We start from the raw sequence: 20,981 nt of genomic DNA, 5'->3' as shown, positions 1-20,981 counted from the left end.
GAGGAGGGACGAGCGGGGATGGACGGGCCGGCGATCGAGGCGAGCGGGCTGAACCTCGTCTTCGAGACGAACGACGGCCCCGTCCAGGCGCTGAAGGACGTCAACCTGACCATCCGCCGCGGCGAGTTCGTCAGCTTCATCGGCCCCTCTGGTTGCGGCAAGACCACCTTCCTGCGCGCGGCCGCCGACCTGGAGACGCCGACCTCCGGGGCGATCCGGGTGAACGGCACGAGCCCGGCGGCGGCGCGGGAGGCGCGGGCCTATGGCTACGTCTTCCAGGCGGCGGGGCTGTTCCCGTGGCGGACGATCGCCGGGAACGTGCGGCTGCCGCTGGAGATCATGGGCTATCCGCGGGCCGAGCAGGAGGCGCGGGCGGCGCGGGCGCTCGCCATGGTGGAGCTTGCGGGGTTCGAGAAGAAGTTCCCGTGGCAGCTCTCGGGGGGCATGCAGCAGCGGGCCTCGATCGCGCGGGCGCTTGCCTTCGACGCGGACCTGCTGCTGATGGACGAGCCCTTCGGGGCGCTCGACGAGATCGTGCGCGACAAGCTCAACGAGCAGTTGCTGGACCTGTGGGCGCGGACGGGCAAGACCATCGCCTTCGTCACCCACTCGATCCCGGAGGCGGTCTATCTCTCGACCCGGATCGTGGTGATGAGCCCACGCCCGGGGCGGGTGACGGACGTGATCGAGAGCCCGCTGCCCAAGGAGCGGCCGCTCCATATCCGCGAGAGCGCGGAGTTCCTCGCCATCGCGGCCCGGGTCCGCGACGGGCTGCGGGCGGGGATCGGCGATGACGTCTGAGGGGCTAACACGTGTGTTAGCGACGCAAGATATTGATTTTGCTGATGCATCAGCGCGGCCCGTTTTTCTGCGCGCAGGGTTGCCTGCCGACGCGGACGGCTGCGCGGCGATCTTCGACGCCTGGCTCGACGCCACCGACTGGATGCCGCGCCGCCATCCGCCGAGCGCGGTGGCGCGGTTCCACCGCGAGCATCTGTTCAAGACCTGCCGGATCATCGTTGCGGAGGAGGAGGGGCGCGGCCTCGCCGGCTATCTCGCGCTCGATGGCGAGGGCTTCGTCGCGGCGCTCTACCTCGCCGACCGGGCGCGGGGCCGGGGGATCGGAGCGCGGCTCCTCGCCGAGGCCAAGGCGGCGCGGCCGGAGGGGCTGACGCTGCACGTCTTCGCGGCGAACGAGGGGGCGCGGCGCTTCTATGCCCGCGAGGGCTTCGTCGAGACGGGGGGCACCGAGGGCGAGAACGAGGAGGGGCTGCCGGATCTGTTCCTGGAATGGCGGGCCTTCCGGTGACGGCGGGGCGGGACTGGTTGCCGGTCGCGACCGTGGTCGCCGGGATCGTCGCGCTCTGGTACGTGTTCGCGGTGATCCTGAACGCGCCCTGGGCCTACGACCAGGCGGGGCGGGACGGGGTGACGCTCGGGCCGGCGGCGCTGGTCGCCGCGACGCTGAGTCAGGAGCGGCCGCGGCTGCCGGCGCCGGATCAGGTGGCGAGCGAGCTGTGGAAGACCACGATCGACGTGAAGCCGACCTCGAAGCGCAGCCTCGTCTATCATGCCTGGGTGACGCTCTCGGCGACGCTCGCCGGCTTCGCGCTCGGGACGGCGCTGGGGATCGGGCTCGCCATCGCGATCGTCCACGACCGCACCTCGGACGCGAGCGTCATGCCCTGGGTGATCGCCAGCCAGACCATCCCGATCCTCGCCATCGCGCCGATGATCGTGGTGGTGCTCAATTCGGTCGGCGTGTCGGGATTGCTGCCGAAGGCGTTGATCTCGACCTATCTTTCGTTCTTCCCCGTCGCCGTCGGCATGGTGAAGGGGCTGCGCAGCCCCGACCGGATCCTGATGGACCAGATGCGGACGTGGAACGCCTCGGCCGGGCAGACCTTCCGCAAGCTGCGCTGGCCGGCGGCGACGCCCTACCTCTTCGCCTCGCTCAAGGTCGCGGCGGCGGCGAGCCTCGTCGGCGCCATCGTCGGCGAGCTGCCGACCGGGGCGCAGGCGGGGCTCGGCGCGCGGATGCTGTCGGGGAGCTACTATGGCCAGACGGTGCAGATCTGGTCGGCGCTCTTCATGGCGGCGATCCTCGCCGCCCTGCTCGTCGGTCTGATCGGGCTCGCGGAAAGGATAACCGTCCGGGCAATGGGCGGAAGGACGGGGAGGGAAGCGCGATGATGACGAGGCCTTTCACGGGCGTATGGCCGGTCGCGCCGACGCCGTTCACCGAGGACGGCGCGGTGGATCTGGCGGGGATGCGGCGGGTGCTCGACTGCATGGTCGACCAGGGGGTGGACGGGATCTGCATCCTCGCGAACTTCTCCGAGCAGTTCCTGCTGTCGGACGCCGAGCGGGCGGAGCTGACGCGGCTGTCGCTGGAGCATGTGGCGGGGCGCGTGCCGGTGATCGTGACCGTCTCGCATTTTTCGACGCAGGTGGTGGAGGCGCGGGCGCGCGAGGCGGCGGCGATGGGGGCCGCGATGCTGATGATGATGCCGCCCTATCACGGGGCGCTGCTGCGCGCCGACGAGGCGGCGACGTTCGAGCATTTCGAGCGGGCGGGGAAGGCGGGCGGGATCCCGATCATGGTGCAGGACGCGCCGATCTCGGGGGTGACGCTGAGCGTGGAGTTCCTGGCGCGGATGGCCCGGGAGATCGCGGAGGTGCGGCTCTTCAAGATCGAGACGCCGCAGGCGGCGGCGAAGCTGCGGGCGCTGATCGCCGCCGGGGGCGATGCGATCGAGGGGCCGTTCGACGGCGAGGAGGGCATCACGCTGATGGCGGATCTCGACGCCGGGGCGAGCGGGTGCATGACGTCGGCCACGCTGCCGGACCTGATCAAGCCGGCGGTGACGGCGTATCTGGCCGGGCGGCGCCACGAGGCGAAGGCGATCTATGCGCGGCTCTTGCCGATCATCAACTTCGAGAACCGGCAATGCGGCTGGCGCTCGTGCAAGGCGGTGATGAAGGAGGGCGGCGTGATCGCCTCGGAGGCGGTGCGCCATCCGACCCGGCCGATGCATCCCGAGACGCGGGCGCAGCTCCTGGAGCTGGCGCGGGAGGCGGATCCGCTGGCGCTCCGGTGGGGGCGGTAGGGTTGCGGCGGGCGTCGGTCGTGCGTTCGGCCGGCGCCGCGGGCGTGTCAGTCGCCGAGCTGGAAGGCCTCGAAGCGGGCGAGGGCCTCCTCGATCGCCGGGCGGTCGCCGTCGCGGGGGCCGTCGAGCCAGGTCCATTTCTGGACGAGGAGGCGGCGGGCGGCGCGGTCGGCCTTGGCGTCGATCGCCGCGGCGATGCGGTCGCCGACGAGGACCGGGAGCGCGAAGTAGCCGAGGACGCGTTTCCCGGCAGGGACATAGGCCTCGAAGCGGTGATCGTGGCCGAAGAGCTGCGCGAGGCGCTTGCGCTGGATGACCAGCGGGTCGAAGGGCGAGAGCAGGTGGACCGGGCCGTCGTCTGGGAGCGGCGCGGCGGCGGTCTCGGGGGGGATCCAGTGCGGCTTTTCGGTCGCCTCGAGCGCGACGGGGACGAGCCGGCGGCGGCGGAGGCGGGCCTCGATCAGCTCGGCCATGGCGGCCTTTCGCGGCGCGTCCATGTAGCAGATGGTGTCGAGGGAGACCACGCCCTGGGCGCGGAGCGCGCGGTCGAGGAGGTAGTCGAGGATCTGGCGCTCCGAGGCGGGGCGGGGCCGGCGGGTCCAGCCGAAGTGGCGCTCGGGCAGCTCGTAGGTCTTCACCATGCCGGCGCGGGCGGAGACGGTGAGCAGGCCCGCGTAGAAGGCGAGTTCCAGCGCGCGCTTCGAGGGCTTGCGGCTGGCCCAGAGGTGGGTCTTCTCGACCGGCTCCTCCTCGATGTCGCGGATCGAGAGCGGGCCGTCGCGGCGGATGCGGGCGACGATGGCGCGCAGCTCCGCGGGCGCGACCGAGCCGAACCAGCGGCTGGGCTCGGCCTTGTGGGCGGCCATGGCGGGAAGGAAGAAGCGCAGGTCGCGGGTCGGGATGTAGGCGAGCGCGTGCGCCCAGTATTCGAAGACGGTCTTCTCCTCCGACAGGGCGGACGCGAGGTCGGCGCGGCGATAGGCGGGGATGCGGCTCCAGAGGATGTGGTGGTGCGAGCGCTCGATGACGTTGATCGTGTCGATCTGGACGTAGCCGAGGTGCTCGACGGCGCCCTGCACGGCGGCGGGGCCGGCGCCGAAGGGGGCGGTCGCGTCGAGGCGCTGCGCGGCGATGGCGCGGCGGCGGGCCTCGGCGAGGCTCATCGGGCGGGGCTTGCGGGCCATGCTTTCTCCCGGGCGGAGGCGCTCAATAGCACGGGCCACGGGGGCGCGCGATGAGCCTCGTGCTGGCGGCGGTCGCGGTGTGGCTCGCGGGCTGGGCGATCAACGTCGCCTTGGCGCGGCGGCCGCTCGCCGGGCCGGCGCGGCTCCTGCCGCCGCTGGTCTTCGGGGTGACGCTGGTGGCGGTGTGGGAGCTGGTGGTGCGCGGGCTCGCGGTGAGCCCGGTGCTGCTGCCGGCGCCGAGCGCGATCTGGGCGCGGCTGACCACGAGCGGGGCGACGCTCCGGACGGACGTGATGCAGACCTTCGTGAAGGGGGCGCTGACCGGCTATGTGATGGGCTGCGGGGCGGCGTTCCTGACCGGGGTGGCGATCGACCGGGCACCGTTCCTGCGCCGGGGGCTGCTGCCGGTGGGCAACTTCGCCAGCGCGCTGCCGATCGTCGGCATGGCCCCGATCATGGTGATGTGGTTCGGCTTCGACTGGCAGTCGAAGGCGGCGGTGGTGGTGCTGATGGTGTTCTTCCCGATGCTGGTGAACACCGTGCAGGGGCTCGCCGCGACCGATCCGATGCAGGCGGACCTGATGCGCACCTACGCCGCGAGCAGCGGACAGAGCCTGCGCAAGCTGCGGTTGCCGGCCGCGGCGCCGTTCCTGTTCAACGGCTTGAAAATCTGCACGACCTTGGCTCTGATCGGCGCCATCGTCGCGGAGTTCTTCGGCTCGCCCACCTCCGGCATGGGCTTTCGCATCTCGACGGAGGTGGGACGGCTCGCGCTCGACATGGTCTGGGCGGAGATCGCGGTGGCGGCGGTGCTGGGCTCGGCCTTCTACGGGCTCGTGGCGCTGGCCGAGCGGGCCGTGACGTTCTGGCATCCCTCGCAGAGGGGCCGGTGAGTGCGGGTGCGCGTGTATCAACAGGGAGAAGAAGCAAGATGACGAAATGGCTCGCGGGGGTCTCGGCGGCGGCGGTCTGGCTCGCCGGCGCGGCCCATGCCGAGGACGTGACGCTCCAGCTGAAATGGGTGACCCAGGCCCAGTTCGCCGGATACTACGTCGCGCTCGACAAGGGGTTCTACGAGGAGGAGGGGCTCGACGTCACCATCAAGCCCGGCGGGCCGGACATCGCGCCGCCGCAGGTGATCGCCGGCGGCGGGGCGGACGTGATCGTCGAGTGGATGCCGGCGGCGCTGGCCGCGCGCGAGGCGGGGCTGCCGCTCGTCAACATCGCCCAGCCGTTCAAGCACTCGGGCATGATGCTGACCTGCCGCAACGACAGCGGCGTGACCGAGACCAAGGACTTCCCCGGCCATACGCTCGGGGTCTGGTTCTTCGGCAACGAGTATCCGTTCCTGAGCTGGATGGCGCATCTCGGCATCCCGGTGGACGGGGGCCCGAACGGGGTGACGGTGCTGAAGCAGGGCTTCAACGTCGACCCGCTCCTGCAGAACCAGGCGGCCTGCATCTCGACGATGACCTACAACGAGTACTGGCAGGTGATCGACGCCGGATTCAAGCCGGAGGACCTGACGGTCTTCAAGTACGAGGACCAGGGCGTCGCCACGCTGGAGGACGGGCTCTACGTGCGGGAGGACCGGCTGAAGGACCCGGCCTTCGTCGAGACGATGGCGAAGTTCGTGCGCGCCTCGATGAAGGGCTGGAAATGGGCCGAGGAGCATCCGGACGAGGCGGCCGACATCGTGCTCGAGAACGACGAGACCGGCGCGCAGACCGAGAAGCACCAGAAGCGGATGATGGGCGAGGTGGCGAAGCTGACCGCCGGCTCGAACGGCGCGCTCGACCCGGCCGACTACGAGCGGACGGTGAAGACGCTGCTCTCGGCGGGGTCCGACCCGGTCATCACCAAGGAGCCCGAGGGCGCCTGGACCCATGCGGTGAGCGACATCGCGCTGAAGTGACGGCGGCGCCGGCCCGGCCGGCGGGGGAAGCGCCGGCCTCGGGGAGGCGCGCTCCACGCGCCCCCCGCTCGGCCGGCGCTCGCGACCGGCCGCCTTTGCGGCCGGCCGCCCGGAGCGGCCGCAAGCGGCCGCGAGTCTTCCTTTCCTCCCCGCCCGTTGGCGGGGAGGCGCCTGCTCGATAGATTTCAAGCCAGTATGAATGCCTGAAGGGGGATCGCGGCGCCGGCGGCGGCCTCGGCCGGGCGTCGGCGCGGGCGGCCGGGCCGGGGCGCCTGTCGGCCATTGCCCGGCCGTCCGGCTTCCGGCACTGATCGGCGTAGCGGTCACCAAGCTCGGGAGGACGACATGGCCTGGGACGAGACGAAGCTCGCGCGGCTCCGGGAGCGCTACGGGGACGATCCCGGCGGGCGGATGTACGACCCGAAGTTCGCCAAGGTCGCCGAGCGGGTGTTCAGCCGCGGCGCGCGGCCGGCGCCCTGGGTCGGGGTGCCGACCTTCCTGAGCGCGCCGTTCCGGCAGGTCGATCGCGCCGCGCCGGACTTCTCCGGGCTCGCGGTGGCGATCTCCGGGGCGCCGATGGACATCGGCGTGTCGAACCGACCGGGCGCGCGCTTCGGGCCGCGGGCGCTGCGCGCCATCGAGCGGATCGGGCCCTACAACCACTTCCTCGACTGCGCGCCGACCTATGAGCTCGCGGTGGCGGATGTCGGCGACGTGCCGTTTCCGAGCCGCTACGACCTCCACGCCTCGCATGCGGCGATCGAGGCGTGGATCCGCGGCGTCGTCGACGCCGGCGCGGCGCCGCTGACCGTGGGGGGCGATCATTCGATCACCCATCCGATCCTGCGCGCCGTGGGGCGCGACCGGCCGGTGGGGCTCGTGCATATCGACGCGCATTCCGACACGGGCGGGCCGTTCGACAACGAGCGGTTCAACCACGGCGCGCCGTTTCGCAACGCCGTGCTCGACGGCGTGCTCGATCCGGAGCGGGTGATCCAGATCGGCCTGCGCGGCTCGTCAGAATATCTTTACGAGTTCGCGACAGAGAGCGGGATGACCTGCATCCATGCCGAGGAAGTCGCCGAGATGGGCATCCCCGCCGTGATCGAGAAGGCCCGCGCCGTGGCGCAGGGGCCCGTCTATCTCTCCTTCGACATCGACGTGCTCGACCCGGCCTTCGCGCCGGGCACCGGCACGCCGGAGATCGGGGGCCTGACCACAAGGGAGGCGCAGGCGATCCTGCGCGGCCTGAAGGGGCTCGACATCGTCGGCGGCGACGTGGTCGAGGTGGCGCCGCAATACGACGCCACCACCAACACGGCGCAGGCCGGGGCGCAGATGCTCTTCGAGATCCTGAGCCTGATGGCGTTCAGCCCCTCGATCGCGGGGCGCGCATGAACGGCAACCTGTTCGCCCGGCTTGCCGACGGGTTCCCGGCCGATCGCCGCGCCACGCTGCTCGAGACCGTCGAGGGCGGGCGCTGGAGCCTTGCGGAGACGCTGGAGCTGACCGGGCGGCTCGCGACGCTGATGCGCGCCGCCGGGGTGGCGCCGGGCGACCGGGTGGCGGCGCAGGTCGGCGCCTCGCCGCAGGCGGTCTGTCTCTATCTTGCCTGTCTGCAGGCCGGGGCGGTCTTCGTGCCGCTGGATCCGGCCGCGGCGCCGGCGGCGCTGGCGGGGATCGTCGCGGATGCGGAGCCGCGGCTCCTCGTCTGCGAGCCGGCGGCGGAGGCGGAGCTCGCCCCCGTGGCGGCGGCGGCCGGGGCGGCGGTCTACACGCTGGCGGCGGACGGGACCGGGCGGCTGACCGCCGAGGCGGTCGGGTTGCCGTCGGAGCGCTCGGTGGCGCTGCGGGCGGGCGCGGACGTCGCGGCCATCGTCTATGGCGAGGCTGCTGGCGCGCGGCCGCGGGGGGCGATGCTCAGCCACGACAACCTCTGGTCCAACGCCGCCGCGCTGCACTGGCTCTGGGGCTTTCGGTCCGGCGACGTGCTGATTCACGCCCTGCCGCTGCATCAGGCGGACGGCCTCTTCGTGGCGCTGAACCCGATCCTGATGAACGGCGGGCGGGCGATCCTGCTGCCGCGGCACGACGCGGAGGCGGTCATCGGGCTGCTGCCGCGGGCGAGCGTGCTGATGGGCGGGCCGGCGCTCTATGCCGGGCTGCTGGGCAGCCGGCGGCTGACGCGGGCGGCGGCGGCGGGGATGCGGCTCTTCGTCGCGGGCGCGGGGCCGATGCCGCCGCTCGTCCTCGCCGCTTTCGAGGCGCGGGTCGGGGCCCGGGTGCTGGAGCGCTACGGCACGGTGGAGACCGGGGTGGTCGCCGCCGACGGGCTCGACGGCGCCCGCTGCCCGGGGTCGGTCGGCCGGGCGCTGCCCGGCGTCGGGCTGCGCGTCGTGGACGCCGAGGGGCGGGCGCTGGGGCCGGACGCCGCGGGGGCGCTGGAGGCGCAGGGGCCCGGGGTCTTCCGCGGCTACTGGCGCGACCCGGAGGGGACGGCCGGGCCCGGGGCGGACGGCTGGTTCGCGACCGGCGATCGCGCGGCGATCGACGCGGAGGGCTATGTGACCCTCCTCGGCCGGGACGGCGGCGCCGCGGGCCTCGCGTTCGACGCGATGGCCGGCGTGTCGCGGGCGGCGAGCTGAGCGGTCAGGTCGGCTGCGGGTCTTCCCCGGCGACGGTGAGGTCGATGCGGGCGCCCCGCGCGACGCGGGTCTCCGCCGGCGGGCGCTGCGCCAGCACCTGGCCGGGCGGCGCGGCCGGGTCGGCGGCGGTCGCCGTCTCGCCGAGGGCGAGGCCGGCGGCGGCGAGGGCCTCGGCCGCGGCGGCGGCGTCGAGGCCGACGAGCGGCGGCACGGCCACGCTCGGCGCCGCGGCGACGCTCGACGGCGCGTCGGGCGGCACGTCGGTGAAGATCTCGCGCACGGTGCGGCGCAGGGCCGCCGCGATCAGGCGCTGCTGCTCGAAGGTGGCGGTGGTGGCCTCCTTGACGATGCGGCCGGCCTCCTCCTCGCTGACCCCGAGATAGCGGGCGAGCTCCGCCTCCGACACCCCGGCCGACTGCAACGCGTCGCTGAGCCGGCAGCCCCAGCGCGGCTGCCCGTCGTCGACGTCGAAGAAGCTGGTGCCGACCTCGGTGATGCGGTTGTAGGCGCGCTCCGACAGCATCCCCGAGATCACCCCGATGAAGGAGAGCACGAAGGGGTTGAGCGAGTCCTCGGCGTCGCCCGTGGTGAGCGTGAGCTGGCCGGCGCGGACGAACATGAAGACGATGAAGGCGCTGACCGCGCCGATCAGCGGCAGGATCAGGAAGCGGCGCGCCGTCATGCTGCCGTCCTGGCGGATGAAGAGCCAGGTCATCGAGACCGCGGCGCCGAGCACCCCCATCGCCATGGTGACGACGAGGACGAGCACCTCGGAGGGGATGAGCAGGAGCTTCGGCGCGCCGATGAACTGGAAGAACTCGTAGGCGCTGAAGTGCTTGAAGAGGTGCTCCTGGCTCTGCAGCTCGTCGGTCTGCTCCTGCGCCTCGAGCAGGGCGGCCTCGTAGGAGGCGGCGCTCTCCGCCGGGTCGATCTGGAAGGCCCGCGACAGCAGACGGTCGTAGTCGGCGAAGAGCGGGCAGGGATCCTCGGCGTCCGCCAGCGTGGCGGCGGGCTCCGGGGCGACGGCGTCGTCGCCGGGCGGCGCGGGGTCCGGGGCGGCGGCAGGGTCGATGGCGCCGCTGGCGTCGGCGAACGACCCGGGGTCCGCGGCGGCGGCGCGCTGCGGCGCGCAGGCCTCGGCCTGGGTCATGAACTCCGGTGTGCTGGAGTACGCGACCGGGTTGAAGCCGTCGGGCAGCTCGTCGGAGACGAGCCGGCGGTAGATCGCCTCGACGGCGCCGTCGACGTCGCGGAAGGCTTCGGCGACCGCGTCGTGCGCCTCGAGGCGGCGGTCGATCTGGGCCTTGCGCTCCTGGTATTTCTCGTAGGCCCGCTGGACGTCGTTGAAGGAGAGCTCCTGCTCGTCCTCGGCGAGCTGGGCGCGGACCTGGATGGCGGCGAGCGAGCCGACCGAGAGCCAGATGGTCAGCGCGAGCAGCAGCAGGATCCAGAGCGCGCCGAAGAGCGTGCCGAGGATGCGGCCGAGGGCAGTGAAGGCGGCGCCGATCGCTTGGGCGAACCTGGCCATGTCCCATGCTCCGATGCTTCGGGCAGACAATGCGGGTAGGCGTCAGGCGCCCCGGGGTCTGGTCAGAAATTGCGGCCCGGCCCGAGGGTTGCGGGTGAGGATACTCCTGTCGCGCGCAGTCGCAAAAGGATTTCGTCGCGCCGTGAAAACGCGGCGGCGCGCCCCCGGGGGGGCGCGCCGCGCGGTCGTCAGGGAGGAGGGCTCAGGCGCGCGCGTCGCCGACCAGCCTCCAGAGGGCGGGCACCGCCAGCGCGGCGAGGGCGAGCTTCAGCGCGTCGCCGATCAGGAAGGGGGTCAGGCCCCAGGCCAGCGTCTGGTCCCAGACGGAGGCGTATTTCGCCGGATCGAAGAGCCCGGTGGCGACGAGGTGGTGCAGCCAGACGAGGCCGGGGATATAGATGAGCGCATTGCCGACGAGGAGCGCCACCGCCATGCCGCCGATGCTGCGGTCGAGCCCGCGCCGCGCGGCGAAGCCCAGCGCCAGCGTGGCGAGCAGGTAGCCGACGAGGTAGCCGCCGGTCGCGCCCATCATGTAGGCGATCCCGGTCGCGCCGGAGGCGGAGTTCTGGAACACGTCGGCACCGACCGCGCCGAGCCCGAGCCAGCCCAGCATGGTGACGAGCCCGAGGCGCGGGCCGTAGGCCGCGCCGATGGTCAGGACCGCGAAGGTGCCGAGGCTGATCGCCACCGGCGAGGGCCAGACCGGGACCTTGATCTTGGCCGCGATCGTCAGCGCGAGGATGCCGGCGACGACGAGCACGGCGCGCTTGACCCAGAGCCCGGCGCCTCGGGCCGGCCAGATCGCTTCGGTCAGGACGTGTCGGGAGGCGGTGTCGGCCATGATCGCTCCGCTGCGTTGGGATCCGTGTCGGCTTCGTTCATGCCGCATGGGCGCGCGGCTGTCCACCATGTCGGTCGCCGCAGGTCTCGTCGAGGAGCGATTCGGCCGTCGCCGGGGCGCCGGGGCGGCTGCTGCCGGCGAGGAGGACATAGCCGCCGCCGGGCGCGGCGAGGGCGGCGAGCGACCACAGGCCCGGGGCCTCGGCCGCGCCGGGGAGCTCGCGCAGGAGCAGGAAGGGGCTGGGGTCGAGGCTGTCGACGCGGCGCGCCTGCCAGTCCTGGCCGGCGAGGGTCGGCCCCGGCGCCCAGCCGCGGCCGATGGCGGCGGCGGCGATGGCCGCGCGCACTTTCGGGTCCACGCAGGAGATGTGGATGTGGAGGAGGTTCTGGGTGCGGCCCGCCTCGGAGTTGATCGCAAGGGCGAGGTCGGCGGGCGGGACGGGCACGAGGCGGCGGCCGGCCTGCCAGCCCTCGCGCCAGAAACCGGCGACCGGGGCGGTGAAGATCGCCGGATCCTCCATGCCGGTGACCTCCGGGTTCGACGGCACGATCAGCCAGGCGAGGGGCTTCTCCGGGCTGTCGTCCTTGACGACGACGAAGCCGCGGCCGGGCGCGACGATCGTGCAGGCGCCGCCCTGGCCGGGATCGGCGAGGCAGGACTGCATCTGGCGCATCAGCCCGTCCGAGCGGGGGCCCGCGCCCTGCGGGGGGAGCGCGCAGGCGGCGAGGGCAAGGGCGAGGAGGGCGGCGCGGGCGCGGGTCATGGCGCGCCCGCGGGGCGGAAACGGCTCAGCATGTCGTAGTCCTTGCGGGGGCCGCTGACCCGCCAGGCGACCTGCCAGCGCGGCCAGGCGGCGAAGTCGTAGCGGACGCGGTAGAGATCCGGGGGGCAGTCGTGCTCCGCCGCCGGAGCGGGATCGGCGGGGCGGAAGCTGTGGAAGAGCCGGCCGTCGGCGAAGAGCACGTCGATGGCGCCTTCGGGGCCGGCGCGCCAGAGATAGTCGCGGCTGGCCGCGAGCGCCGGACCGTCGCCGAGGGTGAGCGCGCCCTCCTCGCGGTAGCGCAGGCCCTCGGGCGCGGGGGTGAAGCGGGCGCGGCCGACGAAGCGGCCGCGCTGGCCGGCGCGGGCGTCGTCGATGTCGCGCGTCAGCTCCCACTCGCCCTCGAAGGCCGACAACCGCATCCCGTTCCTCGCTTGTGAGCCGCGCGCGCGCAGTCTATCAGACGGCCCGCTCCCCCTCAAAGCGTCCGGAGGCCGCCATGATCCCGCGCTATTCCCGCCCCGAGATGGTGGCGATCTGGTCGCCGGAGACGCGGTTTCGCATCTGGTTCGAGATCGAGGCCCATGCGGCGGACGCGCAGGCGGCGCTCGGGGTGATCCCGAAGGCGGCCGCGGAGGCGGTTTGGAAGGCTCGGGACGTCGAGTTCGACGTCGGCCGCATCGACGAGATCGAGGCGGTGACCAGGCATGACGTGATCGCCTTCCTGACGCATCTCGCCGAGCATGTCGGCGACGAGGCGCGGTTCGTGCATCAGGGGATGACCTCGTCGGACGTGCTCGACACCTGCCTCGGGGTGCAGCTGGCGCGGGCCGCGGACATCCTGCTCGCGGATCTCGACGCGCTCCTCAAGGCGTTGAAAAGGCGCGCCTTCGAGCACAAGGACACCGTGACCATCGGGCGGAGCCATGGCATCCATGCGGAGCCGACGACGTTCGGGCTGAAGCTGGCGCAGGCCTATGCGGAGTTCGCGCGCGGCCGGGAGCGGCTCAAGGCGGCGCGGGCGGAGGTGGCGGTCTGTGCGATCTCGGGGGCGGTGGGGACGTTTGCGAACGTCGACCCGCGCGTCGAGGCGCATGTGGCGGAGAAGATGGGGCTTTCGGTCGAGCCGGTCTCGACGCAGGTCATTCCGCGCGACCGACACGCGATGTTCTTCGCGGTGCTCGGGGTGATCGCCTCGTCGATCGAGCGGCTGGCGATCGAGGTGCGGCACTTGCAGCGCACGGAAGTGCTTGAGGCGGAAGAGTATTTCTCGCCCGGGCAGAAGGGCTCGAGCGCGATGCCGCACAAGCGCAACCCGGTGCTGAGCGAGAACCTGACGGGGTTGGCGCGGCTGGTGCGGATGGCGGTCGTGCCGGCGATGGAGAATGTCGCGTTGTGGCATGAGCGGGACATCTCGCACTCGTCGGTGGAGCGGGTGATCGGGCCGGATGCGACGGTGACGCTGGACTTCGCGCTGGCGCGGCTGACGGGGCTGATCGACCGGCTGGTGGTGTATCCGGAGACGATGCTGAACAATATGAACAAGTTCCGCGGTCTCGTTCATTCGCAGCGCGTGCTTCTCGCGCTGACGCAGAAGGGGGTAAGCCGCGAGGACAGCTACGCGCTGGTGCAGCGGAACGCCATGAAGGTCTGGGAGCAAGGCAAGGATTTCCAGGAGGAGTTGCTCGCCGACCCCGAGGTGCGGGCCGCGCTTTCGGCCGAGGAGATCGCGGCGCTGTTCGACCTCGGGCACCACACGCGGCACGTCGACACGATCTTCGCCAGGGTGTTCGGGGCGGCGTGACGCGCGCCCCGCGCAGGTGGCCATCCTTCTGGAATGGCTGGAAAAATCGTGGCTGGAACGAGGCTGGAATCCGGCTGGAATCCGGCTTGCCACTTTTTCGGGATGCGTTAACCCGCGGCGGCGACGCCCGGCGCCCTGCGGCGGCGCGCGAGGAAGCCGAGGCCGGCGACGCCGCCGAGGAGGAGCGGCGCGGCGGCAGGGAGCGGGACGGCGGAGAACTGCACGTTCGTGGCGCTCTCGAAGGTCGCCCGGCCGAGCGAGGTGGGGACGTCGAACTGGTCGAGGGCGAAGACGCCGAAGCCGGCGATCGGCCCGAGCTTCGTGTTCAGCCGCAGCGACTGGTCGACGAAGAAGTCGAAGAGGTCCTGTCCGCGCTCGTGGGCGAAGAACACCACGCGGTTGCCCGGATTGAAGCCGAGGCGGGTCGGGACGGCGATCTCGGCGGCGCCGATCCCGTCGATGCGCAGCTCCGCCCGGTCGAGCGGCGAGACGACCTTGAGGCGCCCGTTGCTGTAGGCGCCGGTGTCGCCGCGCAGCACGAGCGCGAAGGGCGCGTCGAAGGCGTCGCCGTCGAGCGTGCCGGCGCCGTGGCCGGAAATGCGCCAGGTCATGGTCGCGGCCGAGGCCGGCGCGGCGAGGGTGAGGGCGAGCAGGAACAAGGCAAGACGACGCATGGCCAGAGGCCTCCCGTGAGACTGGGTGGGAAGGGCCGTTCTGGCGAGAAGCGGGCAGGTCAGGCGGCGCGGCGCCTGACCCCCGCGAGTAGGCCGGCGCCCGCGAGGGCGACGACGAGCAGCGGCGCGGCCGCCGGAAGCGGGACCGCGGAGAAGGCCACGTCGGAGGACGTGTCGAAGGTGAGCGCGCCGAGCGAGGTCGGCACGTCGAGGAACTGGTTCAGCGCGTAGACGTGGCGGCCGATCACCGGCGCGAAGTGGCGGGCGAGGTCGATCGGCGCATCGACGTCGAAATTGAACAGGTCCGTGTCGCCGACGCGCCCGAGGAAGACGACGCCCTCGTGGTCGTTGTAGCCGAGGGAGGTCACGGGCTGCAGGACGGCCGTGCCGACGCCGGCGATGCGGAGGGCGACGCTGTCGAGGGGCGAGACGACGTTCACGCCGAACTCGTCGACATGGTTGGCGCTGTCGCCGTGGATCGTGAAGGCGAAGCGGCCGGACCAGTCGGCGCCGTCGAGCGTGCCCGCGCCGGTCCCGGCGATGCGCCAGGCGAGCGGCGCCGCGCCGGCGGATGCGACGGTCGCGACCACGACGGCCGCGGCGACAAGAATTGTCCGGAACATTCACCCCCCCTTTGTTCTTTTTAGCCTCGCCGAAGCGTCCGATTCCGTCAAGGGCGTTGCGAGGCCCCGCGACAGGGCCGGGCCGATGCGCTAGCATCGGGGCGTCGCAGGGAGGGCTTGCGGATGCCGAGGCTCACGACGATCGCGTTTCTTCTGGCCGGCGCCCATGCCGTCGCGGCGGGGAGCGACGCGGGCGTGGCGGGCGCGTTCCGCTTCGACGGCATCGACGGGCGGCCGATCGTGCTCGGCGAGCTCGCCGGGCGTCCGGTGCTGGTGGTGAACACCGCCTCGCGCTGCGGCTTCGTCGACCAGTTCGACGGGTTGCAGGCCTTGCAGGACCGCTATCGCGCCGCGGGGCTGACGGTGGTCGGGGTGCCGTCCGACAGCTTCCGGCAGGAGCTCGGCGCCAACGCGGCGGTGAAGGAGTTCTGCGAGGTGAACTTCGCCATCGACTTCCCGATCGCGGCGATCACCGACGTGACCGGCGAGGACGCGCACCCGTTCTATCGCTGGGCGGCGGCGCAGGGCGTGGCGCCGACCTGGAACTTCTACAAGGTCCTGATCGACGGGTCGGGCCGGATCGCCGGCGCGTTCCCGGCGACGGTCGAGCCGGAATCGCCGGAGCTGACGGGCGCGATCGAGGCGGCGCTGGCGGAGTAGGCGGGAAGGTCCCGGTCGCGCCGGGGGCCGTCAGGCCACGTCGACCTGGCGGGCGGCGTCCTCGAGGCGGGCGGTGATGCAGGCGAGGAGGCCGCCGCCGTCGCGGGGGCGGGCGGCGGCCGCGGCGAGCGGCGCGTCGCCGAGCATCTCGGCGCAGGAGGAGAGGAACTGCGCGCAATAGGCGACCGTCTCGGCGTCGCGGGCGACGGCGGCGTCGACGAGGAGGCTGCGCGCGCGTTTCAGATCCTCGACGAAGGCGGCCTGCACCGAGGCGCGGCCGGCGACCGCGATGTCGCGGTCGTCGCGGCGGCGGGCGGCGGCGTCCGGCAGCACGCCGAGGATGACGTCCTGGAAATAGGCGAGCGAGGGGATCGGCTTCTCGAGGCAGGCGGTCGCGCCGGCCATCAGCGCCTCGCCGCGCCATTCGGCGCGGTCGCGGCCGCTCATCGCGACGATGCCGCCATAGGGCGGGGTGGCGCCGGCGAGCTGGCGCACCAGCGCCATGCCGTCGCCGTCGGGCAGGCCGAGGTCGATGACGGTGACGGCGGGGCGGTAGATCGCGAGGTGGCGGGCGGCGGCGTGCAGGCTGTCGGCGCGCCGCACCCGGGCGCCGCTCTCGGCGGCCATCAGCCGGATCGCCTCGGAGGCGGAGCGGCTGTCCTCGACGAGGAGGATGGTGACGGCGAACAGGCACTGGCGGCGGAAGCCCGCCTGGAGCCGGGACTGGATGTCCGATTCGGTGAACGACATGGGCCGGGCGCTCCTGCGGGATGGTCAAACCTCCCGAGTTGTGCGGCGGCTTGGCTAACGGAAGGTTAAGGGGGTGCGCGCGCGGGGCGGGGGCGTGGACGATCCGGCGCCCGGCCGCCGCGGAGCGGTGAAGGTCGGGGCGCGGCCTGCGCACGGGTCGGCGCTGTGACGGCGCGCCCGCGAGGCGAGGCGGCGGGGAAGCCGCCACGACGCCGGAGCAGGCGCCGCGGCCGGCCCGTCGTGTGCGGGCCGGGTCGGGCGCGGCGAAGCGGCTGCGGCCCCGGGGGCCACGGATGGTCCGGCGTGTGCGGGCGGCGAAGGCGTTCGCCGAGGCAAGGTCCGCCGGGAAAGCGGCCGCGGCCCCCGGGGCAGGGGCCATGGGCGGTCCGGGTGTGCGGGCCGGGCCGGCGCGGCGAAGGCGGTCGCCGAGGCGAGGTCCGCCGGGAAAGCGGCCGCGGCCCCGGGGGGCAGGGGCCATGGGCGGTCCGGGTGCGGGCCGGGCCGGCGCGGCGAAGACGGTCGCCGAGGCGAGGCGGCGGGAAGGCGCCACGGCCCGGGAAGGGGCCGTGGCGGGTCGCGGGGTCAGGCCGCGGCGGCGACGGCGCGGGCGGTCATGACGCCGATCAGGTGGGCGCGGTATTCCGGCGTGCCATGCAGGTCGCCGATCAGGCCGTCGGCGCTCGCCTTCAGGCCCTTGACCGCGTCGGCGGTGAAGTCGCCGCCCAGCGCCGCCTCGGCCTCGGTCCAGCGGAAGACGCCGCTCTCGGAGGCGCCGGTGACCGCGACCCGCACGCCGTCCGCGCCCTGCGCGACGAAGACCGCGACCAGCGGGAAGCGCGAGGCGGGCTGGATGAACTTCCGGTAGGCCGCGCGCTGCGGGACCGGGAAGTCGACGGCGGTGATGATCTCCCCGGGCTCGAGCGCGGTGGTGAACAGGCCCTGGAAGAAGTCGTCCGCGGCGATCTCGCGGGCGTTGGTGACGATGGTCGCGCCCGAGGCCAGCGCCGCGGAGGGGTAGCAGGCCGAGGGGTCGTTGTTGGCGAGGCTGCCGCCGATGGTGCCGCGGTTGCGCACGGCCGGGTCGCCGATCAGGCCGGCGAGCTCGGCCAGCGCCGGGTAGGCCTTGCGCGCCTCGCGGGCGACGACGGCGTGGGGCGTGCCGCCGCCGATGCGGAGCCGCCCGCCCTCGGCGCGGACGAAGCGCATCTCCGGGATGCCGCCGAGGCTGACCAGCACGGCGGGGCTCGCCAGCCGCTGCTTCAGGGTCGGGATCAGGGTCTGGCCGCCGCCGAGGGCCTGGGCGTCCTCGGCCGCGAGCGCCGCCACGGCCTCGGCGATGGTCTTCGGCTTCACGAACTCGAAGGCGTACATCAGGCGTTCCCTCCCTGAATCGCGGCCCAGACCCGGGACGGCGACAGCGGCATGTCGATATGGGCGACCTTGTGGCCGCCGGAGTTGAGCGCGTCGAGGACGGCGTTGACGAAGGCGGGCGGCGAGCCGATGGCCCCGGCCTCGCCGCAGCCCTTCACCCCGAGCGGGTTGTGGGTGCAGGGGGTGACGCAGGAATGGTCGACCTTGTAGCTCGGCAGGTCGTCCGAGCGCGGCATGGCGTAGTCCATGTAGGAGCCGGTCCGGAGCTGGCCGTTCTCGTCGTAGGCGGCGGCCTCCAGCATCGCCTGGCCGATGCCCTGGGCGAGGCCGCCATGGACCTGGCCCTCGACGATCATCGGGTTGACGATGTTGCCGAAGTCGTCCGCGGCGGCGAAGCCGAGGACGTCGACCTTGCCGGTCTCGGGGTCGACCTCGACCTCGCAGGCATAGGCGCCGGCGGGGTAGGTGAAGTTCGCCGGGTCGTAGAAGGAGGTCTCCTCGAGCCCCGGCTCCAGCTCCTCGATCGGGTACTTGTGCGGGACGTAGGCGGCGAGGGTGACGTCGGTCCAGGCGACGGCGCGGTCGGTGCCGGCGACGGTGAACTTGCCGTCCTTGAACTCGATGTCGGTCGGCGAGGCCTCCAGCAGGTGGGCGGCGATCTTCCTCGCCTTGGCGACGATCTTCTCGACCGACTTCACGATCGCCGAGCCGCCGACCGCGAGCGAGCGCGAGCCGTAGGTGCCCATGCCGAAGGGGATCTTGGCGGTGTCGCCGTGGACGATGTCGACCTGGGCCGCGTCGATCCCGAGCATGTCGGAGACGACCTGGGCGAAGGTGGTCTCGTGGCCCTGGCCGTGGCTGTGGCTGCCGGTCAGGACGGTGACGCCCCCCGTGGGGTTCACCCGGACCGTGGCGCTCTCGTAGAGGCCGGCGCGGGCGCCGAGGGCGCCGACGAGGCTGGAGGGCGCGATGCCGCAGGCCTCGATGTAGGCGGCGACGCCGTAGCCGCGGAGCTTCCCCTTCGCCTTGCTCTCGGCGCGGCGGGCGGGGAAGCCGGCGCGGTCCGAGATGCGCTCGAGCACGTCCATCGTCGCGTCGTAGTCGCCGGTGTCGTAGAGCACCGCGACGGGCGTCTGGTAGGGGAACTGGTCCGGCTTGACGAAGTTGCGCCGGCGGATCTCCACCGGGTCGATCCCGAGCTCGCGCGCGGCCTTGTCGATGACGCGCTCGATCTGGAACGTCGCCTCCGGCCTTCCGGCGCCGCGATAGGCGTCGACGGGAACGGTGTTGGTGAAGACCGCGCGGACCCGGACGTAGATGAGCGGCGTGGTGTAGTTCCCGGCCATCAGCGTCCCGTGCAGGTAGGTCGGGATGCAGGTGGAGAAGGTCGAGAGATAGGCGCCCATGTTGGCGAGCGTGTCGGTGCGGAGCGCGAGGAACCTGCCATCGTCGTCCAGCGCCAGCTCGATCCGCGTCACGTGGTCGCGGCCATGGGCGTCGGAGATGAAGGCCTCGGAGCGGGTCGAGGTCCACTTCACCGGGCGGCCGACGACCTTGGCGGCGAAGGTGACGAAGGCCTCCTCGGCGTAGTGGTAGATCTTCGAGCCGAAGCCGCCGCCGACGTCCGGCGCGACGACGCGCAGCCGCTGCTCGGGGATGCCGAGGACGAAGGCGCCCATCAGCAGGCGGATGACGTGCGGGTTCTGGCTGGTGGTGAAGAGCGTGTGCTGGTCGTCGGCGGCGTCGTACTCGCCGACCGCGGCGCGCGGCTCCATGGCGTTGGGGACGAGGCGGTTGTTGACGAGGTCGAGGGTGACGACGTGCGGCGCCGCCTTGATCGCCGCATCTACGGCAGCGGCGTTGTCCTCGATGAAGCCCCAGTCGTAGCAGAGGTTGGTTCCGGCGTCGTCGTGGACGAGGGCGGAGCCGTCCTCGAGCGCCGCGCGCATGTCGACGACGGCCGGCAGCTCCTCGATGTCGAGCTCGATCGCCTCCGCCGCGTCGCGGGCCTGCGCCAGCGTCTCGGCGACCACCGCGGCGACCGGATCGCCGACATGGCGGACCTTGCCCTCGGCGAGGACCGGGTGCTTCGGCTCCTTCATCGGCTGGCCGAAGCGGTCGGTCACCAGCCAGCCGCAGGGGACGCCGCCCACGGCGGCGAAGTCGGCGGCGGTGAACACCTTCAGCACGCCGGGCATCCCCTCGGCGGCCGTCGTGTCGAGCCTCGTTATCCGGCCATGCGCCACGTCGGAGCGCAGGAAATGCACGTGGGCCTGGCCGGGGCGGTTGAGGTCGTCGGTGTAGCGGCCCTTGCCGGTGAGGAAGCGGACGTCCTCGCGGCGCTTGGTCGGCGCGCCGATCCCGCTGTCTTTGGGCATCGTTGTCTCCCTGATCCTTGGTTCGGCCGCCTTGACCGGCGGCGCGTGCCTGAGCGCCGGCGGGCTATTCGGCCGCGACGGGACGGGCGGACATCTCGGCGGCGGCGGCCTGGATCGACTTGACGATGTTGTGGTAGCCCGTGCAGCGGCAGATGTTGCCCTCGAGATAGGAGCGGATCTCCTTCTCGGTCGGGTCGGGGTTGTCGGCGAGCAGCGCCGCGGCGCTCATCACCATGCCGGGGGTGCAGAAGCCGCATTGCAGGCCGTGGTTGTCCTGGAAGGCGGCCTGGATGACGCCGAGCGAGCCGTCGGCGTTGGCCATGCCCTCGATGGTGCGCACCTCGGCGCCCTCGAGGTCGACGGCGAAGACCGTGCAGGACTTCATGGCGAGCCCGTCGACATGGACGACGCAGGCGCCGCACTGGGACGTGTCGCATCCGACGTGGGTTCCGGTGAGGCCGAGGCCCTCGCGCAGGAGCTCCACCAAGAGCGTGCGTCCCTCGACGTCGCGACTGACGGTGCGACCGTTCACCTTGAGGCTGACCTTGGGCATTGCATTCTCCCTGAGTGCCGTCTTTTCGATACCCTGGCGCAGGCTGGGGCGGGCGCCCTTCGGCGCGCCATTGCGCTCACGTTAGATCAGGCCCGGGGCTTAGGGAAGCGCGCCCTTCGGCCGAGGGCGCGCGGCGGACCGGGGCCCGTCCGCGGCCCGCTCCCCGCCCCCCCACCCGCGCGGGC

General features: G+C 72.7%; 21 protein-coding genes. 10 read left to right on the top strand and 11 right to left on the bottom strand.

Features of this window, described 5'->3' with window-relative positions; genetic code table 11:
• Positions 1-18 precede the first annotated feature (18 nt).
• The 4 genes from KBB57_RS15800 (at position 19) to KBB57_RS15785 (ending at position 3,110) form a co-directional block, all read left to right on the top strand.
• Positions 19-801, top strand: a complete 783-nt coding sequence (locus KBB57_RS15800; protein WP_290752125.1) for an ABC transporter ATP-binding protein — start codon at positions 19-21, stop codon at positions 799-801.
• 79 nt (positions 802-880) lie between these two features.
• Positions 881-1,309: a GNAT family N-acetyltransferase gene (locus KBB57_RS15795; RefSeq protein WP_290752124.1), complete on the top strand. Its 429-nt coding sequence runs from the start codon at positions 881-883 to the stop codon at positions 1,307-1,309.
• Positions 1,291-2,193: an ABC transporter permease gene (locus KBB57_RS15790; RefSeq protein WP_290752120.1), complete on the top strand. Its 903-nt coding sequence runs from the start codon at positions 1,291-1,293 to the stop codon at positions 2,191-2,193. Before KBB57_RS15795 ends, KBB57_RS15790 begins: the two co-directional genes overlap by 19 nt.
• On the top strand, positions 2,193-3,110 hold the full coding sequence (locus KBB57_RS15785; RefSeq protein WP_290752167.1) for a dihydrodipicolinate synthase family protein: 918 nt from the start codon (positions 2,193-2,195) through the stop codon (positions 3,108-3,110). The genes KBB57_RS15790 and KBB57_RS15785 overlap by 1 nt, the downstream gene beginning before the upstream one ends.
• A 47-nt stretch (positions 3,111-3,157) precedes the next feature.
• On the opposite strand, the gene KBB57_RS15780 is transcribed toward KBB57_RS15785, so the two are convergent.
• On the bottom strand, positions 3,158-4,294 hold the full coding sequence (locus KBB57_RS15780) for a crosslink repair DNA glycosylase YcaQ family protein (protein WP_290752117.1): 1,137 nt from the start codon (positions 4,292-4,294) through the stop codon (positions 3,158-3,160).
• A gap of 50 nt (positions 4,295-4,344) precedes the next feature.
• Here KBB57_RS15780 and KBB57_RS15775 point away from each other — a divergent pair, with 50 nt between their 5' ends.
• The 4 genes from KBB57_RS15775 to KBB57_RS15760 all read left to right on the top strand — a co-directional run bounded on the left by KBB57_RS15775 (position 4,345) and on the right by KBB57_RS15760 (position 8,854).
• Positions 4,345-5,187 (top strand): ABC transporter permease, encoded by an 843-nt coding sequence (locus KBB57_RS15775; RefSeq protein ID WP_290752114.1) that lies wholly within the window; start codon positions 4,345-4,347, stop codon positions 5,185-5,187.
• A 38-nt stretch (positions 5,188-5,225) separates the two neighbouring features.
• The gene (locus tag KBB57_RS15770) at positions 5,226-6,209 is read left to right on the top strand and encodes an ABC transporter substrate-binding protein (protein WP_290752111.1); all 984 of its coding nucleotides are present in this window, start codon (positions 5,226-5,228) and stop codon (positions 6,207-6,209) included.
• 345 nt (positions 6,210-6,554) lie between these two features.
• Positions 6,555-7,607 (top strand): agmatinase, encoded by a 1,053-nt coding sequence (gene speB, locus KBB57_RS15765; protein WP_290752108.1) that lies wholly within the window; start codon positions 6,555-6,557, stop codon positions 7,605-7,607.
• The gene (locus KBB57_RS15760) at positions 7,604-8,854 is read left to right on the top strand and encodes an AMP-binding protein (protein WP_290752106.1); all 1,251 of its coding nucleotides are present in this window, start codon (positions 7,604-7,606) and stop codon (positions 8,852-8,854) included. Before speB ends, KBB57_RS15760 begins: the two co-directional genes overlap by 4 nt.
• Positions 8,855-8,858: 4 nt before the next feature.
• Here the strand turns inward: KBB57_RS15760 and KBB57_RS15755 are convergent, their stop codons facing one another.
• The 4 genes from KBB57_RS15755 to KBB57_RS15740 all read right to left on the bottom strand — a co-directional run bounded on the left by KBB57_RS15755 (position 8,859) and on the right by KBB57_RS15740 (position 12,405).
• Positions 8,859-10,382 carry a helix-turn-helix transcriptional regulator gene (locus KBB57_RS15755; RefSeq protein WP_290752104.1) on the bottom strand — a complete coding sequence of 508 codons (1,524 nt, stop codon included), beginning with the start codon at positions 10,380-10,382 and terminating at the stop codon, positions 8,859-8,861.
• A 202-nt stretch (positions 10,383-10,584) separates the two neighbouring features.
• Positions 10,585-11,223: a biotin transporter BioY gene (locus KBB57_RS15750; RefSeq protein WP_290752102.1), complete on the bottom strand. Its 639-nt coding sequence runs from the start codon at positions 11,221-11,223 to the stop codon at positions 10,585-10,587.
• 37 nt (positions 11,224-11,260) lie between these two features.
• Entirely contained in the window at positions 11,261-11,986 is a 726-nt protein-coding gene (locus KBB57_RS15745; RefSeq protein WP_290752100.1) for a CDP-diacylglycerol diphosphatase, read from the bottom strand.
• Positions 11,983-12,405, bottom strand: coding sequence for a DUF6314 family protein (locus KBB57_RS15740; RefSeq protein WP_290752098.1), 423 nt, complete (start codon positions 12,403-12,405; stop codon positions 11,983-11,985). Before KBB57_RS15740 ends, KBB57_RS15745 begins: the two co-directional genes overlap by 4 nt.
• 77 nt (positions 12,406-12,482) lie before the next feature.
• Here KBB57_RS15740 and purB point away from each other — a divergent pair, with 77 nt between their 5' ends.
• A complete protein-coding gene (gene purB / locus KBB57_RS15735; RefSeq protein WP_290752096.1) occupies positions 12,483-13,787 on the top strand; it encodes an adenylosuccinate lyase in 1,305 nt (434 codons plus the stop codon).
• Positions 13,788-13,894: 107 nt separating this feature from the next.
• On the opposite strand, the gene KBB57_RS15730 is transcribed toward purB, so the two are convergent.
• Positions 13,895-14,461: a VPLPA-CTERM sorting domain-containing protein gene (locus KBB57_RS15730; RefSeq protein WP_290752094.1), complete on the bottom strand. Its 567-nt coding sequence runs from the start codon at positions 14,459-14,461 to the stop codon at positions 13,895-13,897.
• A gap of 59 nt (positions 14,462-14,520) precedes the next feature.
• Positions 14,521-15,084, bottom strand: a complete 564-nt coding sequence (locus KBB57_RS15725) for a hypothetical protein (protein WP_290752092.1) — start codon at positions 15,082-15,084, stop codon at positions 14,521-14,523.
• Positions 15,085-15,207: 123 nt separating this feature from the next.
• Here KBB57_RS15725 and KBB57_RS15720 point away from each other — a divergent pair, with 123 nt between their 5' ends.
• Positions 15,208-15,744 (top strand): glutathione peroxidase, encoded by a 537-nt coding sequence (locus KBB57_RS15720; protein ID WP_290752090.1) that lies wholly within the window; start codon positions 15,208-15,210, stop codon positions 15,742-15,744.
• A gap of 30 nt (positions 15,745-15,774) precedes the next feature.
• On the opposite strand, the gene KBB57_RS15715 is transcribed toward KBB57_RS15720, so the two are convergent.
• The 4 genes from KBB57_RS15715 to KBB57_RS15700 form a co-directional block, all read right to left on the bottom strand.
• Positions 15,775-16,494, bottom strand: coding sequence for a response regulator (locus tag KBB57_RS15715; protein WP_290752087.1), 720 nt, complete (start codon positions 16,492-16,494; stop codon positions 15,775-15,777).
• A 582-nt stretch (positions 16,495-17,076) separates the two neighbouring features.
• The gene (locus tag KBB57_RS15710) at positions 17,077-17,865 is read right to left on the bottom strand and encodes an FAD binding domain-containing protein (RefSeq protein WP_290752085.1); all 789 of its coding nucleotides are present in this window, start codon (positions 17,863-17,865) and stop codon (positions 17,077-17,079) included.
• On the bottom strand, positions 17,865-20,243 hold the full coding sequence (locus tag KBB57_RS15705; protein WP_290752082.1) for a xanthine dehydrogenase family protein molybdopterin-binding subunit: 2,379 nt from the start codon (positions 20,241-20,243) through the stop codon (positions 17,865-17,867). Before KBB57_RS15705 ends, KBB57_RS15710 begins: the two co-directional genes overlap by 1 nt.
• Positions 20,244-20,307: 64 nt before the next feature.
• The gene (locus KBB57_RS15700) at positions 20,308-20,796 is read right to left on the bottom strand and encodes a (2Fe-2S)-binding protein (RefSeq protein WP_290752080.1); all 489 of its coding nucleotides are present in this window, start codon (positions 20,794-20,796) and stop codon (positions 20,308-20,310) included.
• Between the last annotated feature and the right edge of the window lie 185 nt (positions 20,797-20,981).

It is taken from the genome of Amaricoccus sp. (assembly GCF_017993425.1).
Taxonomy (GTDB): Bacteria; Pseudomonadota; Alphaproteobacteria; order Rhodobacterales; family Rhodobacteraceae; genus Amaricoccus.
This window is presented reverse-complemented; position numbering and strand designations above follow the sequence as displayed.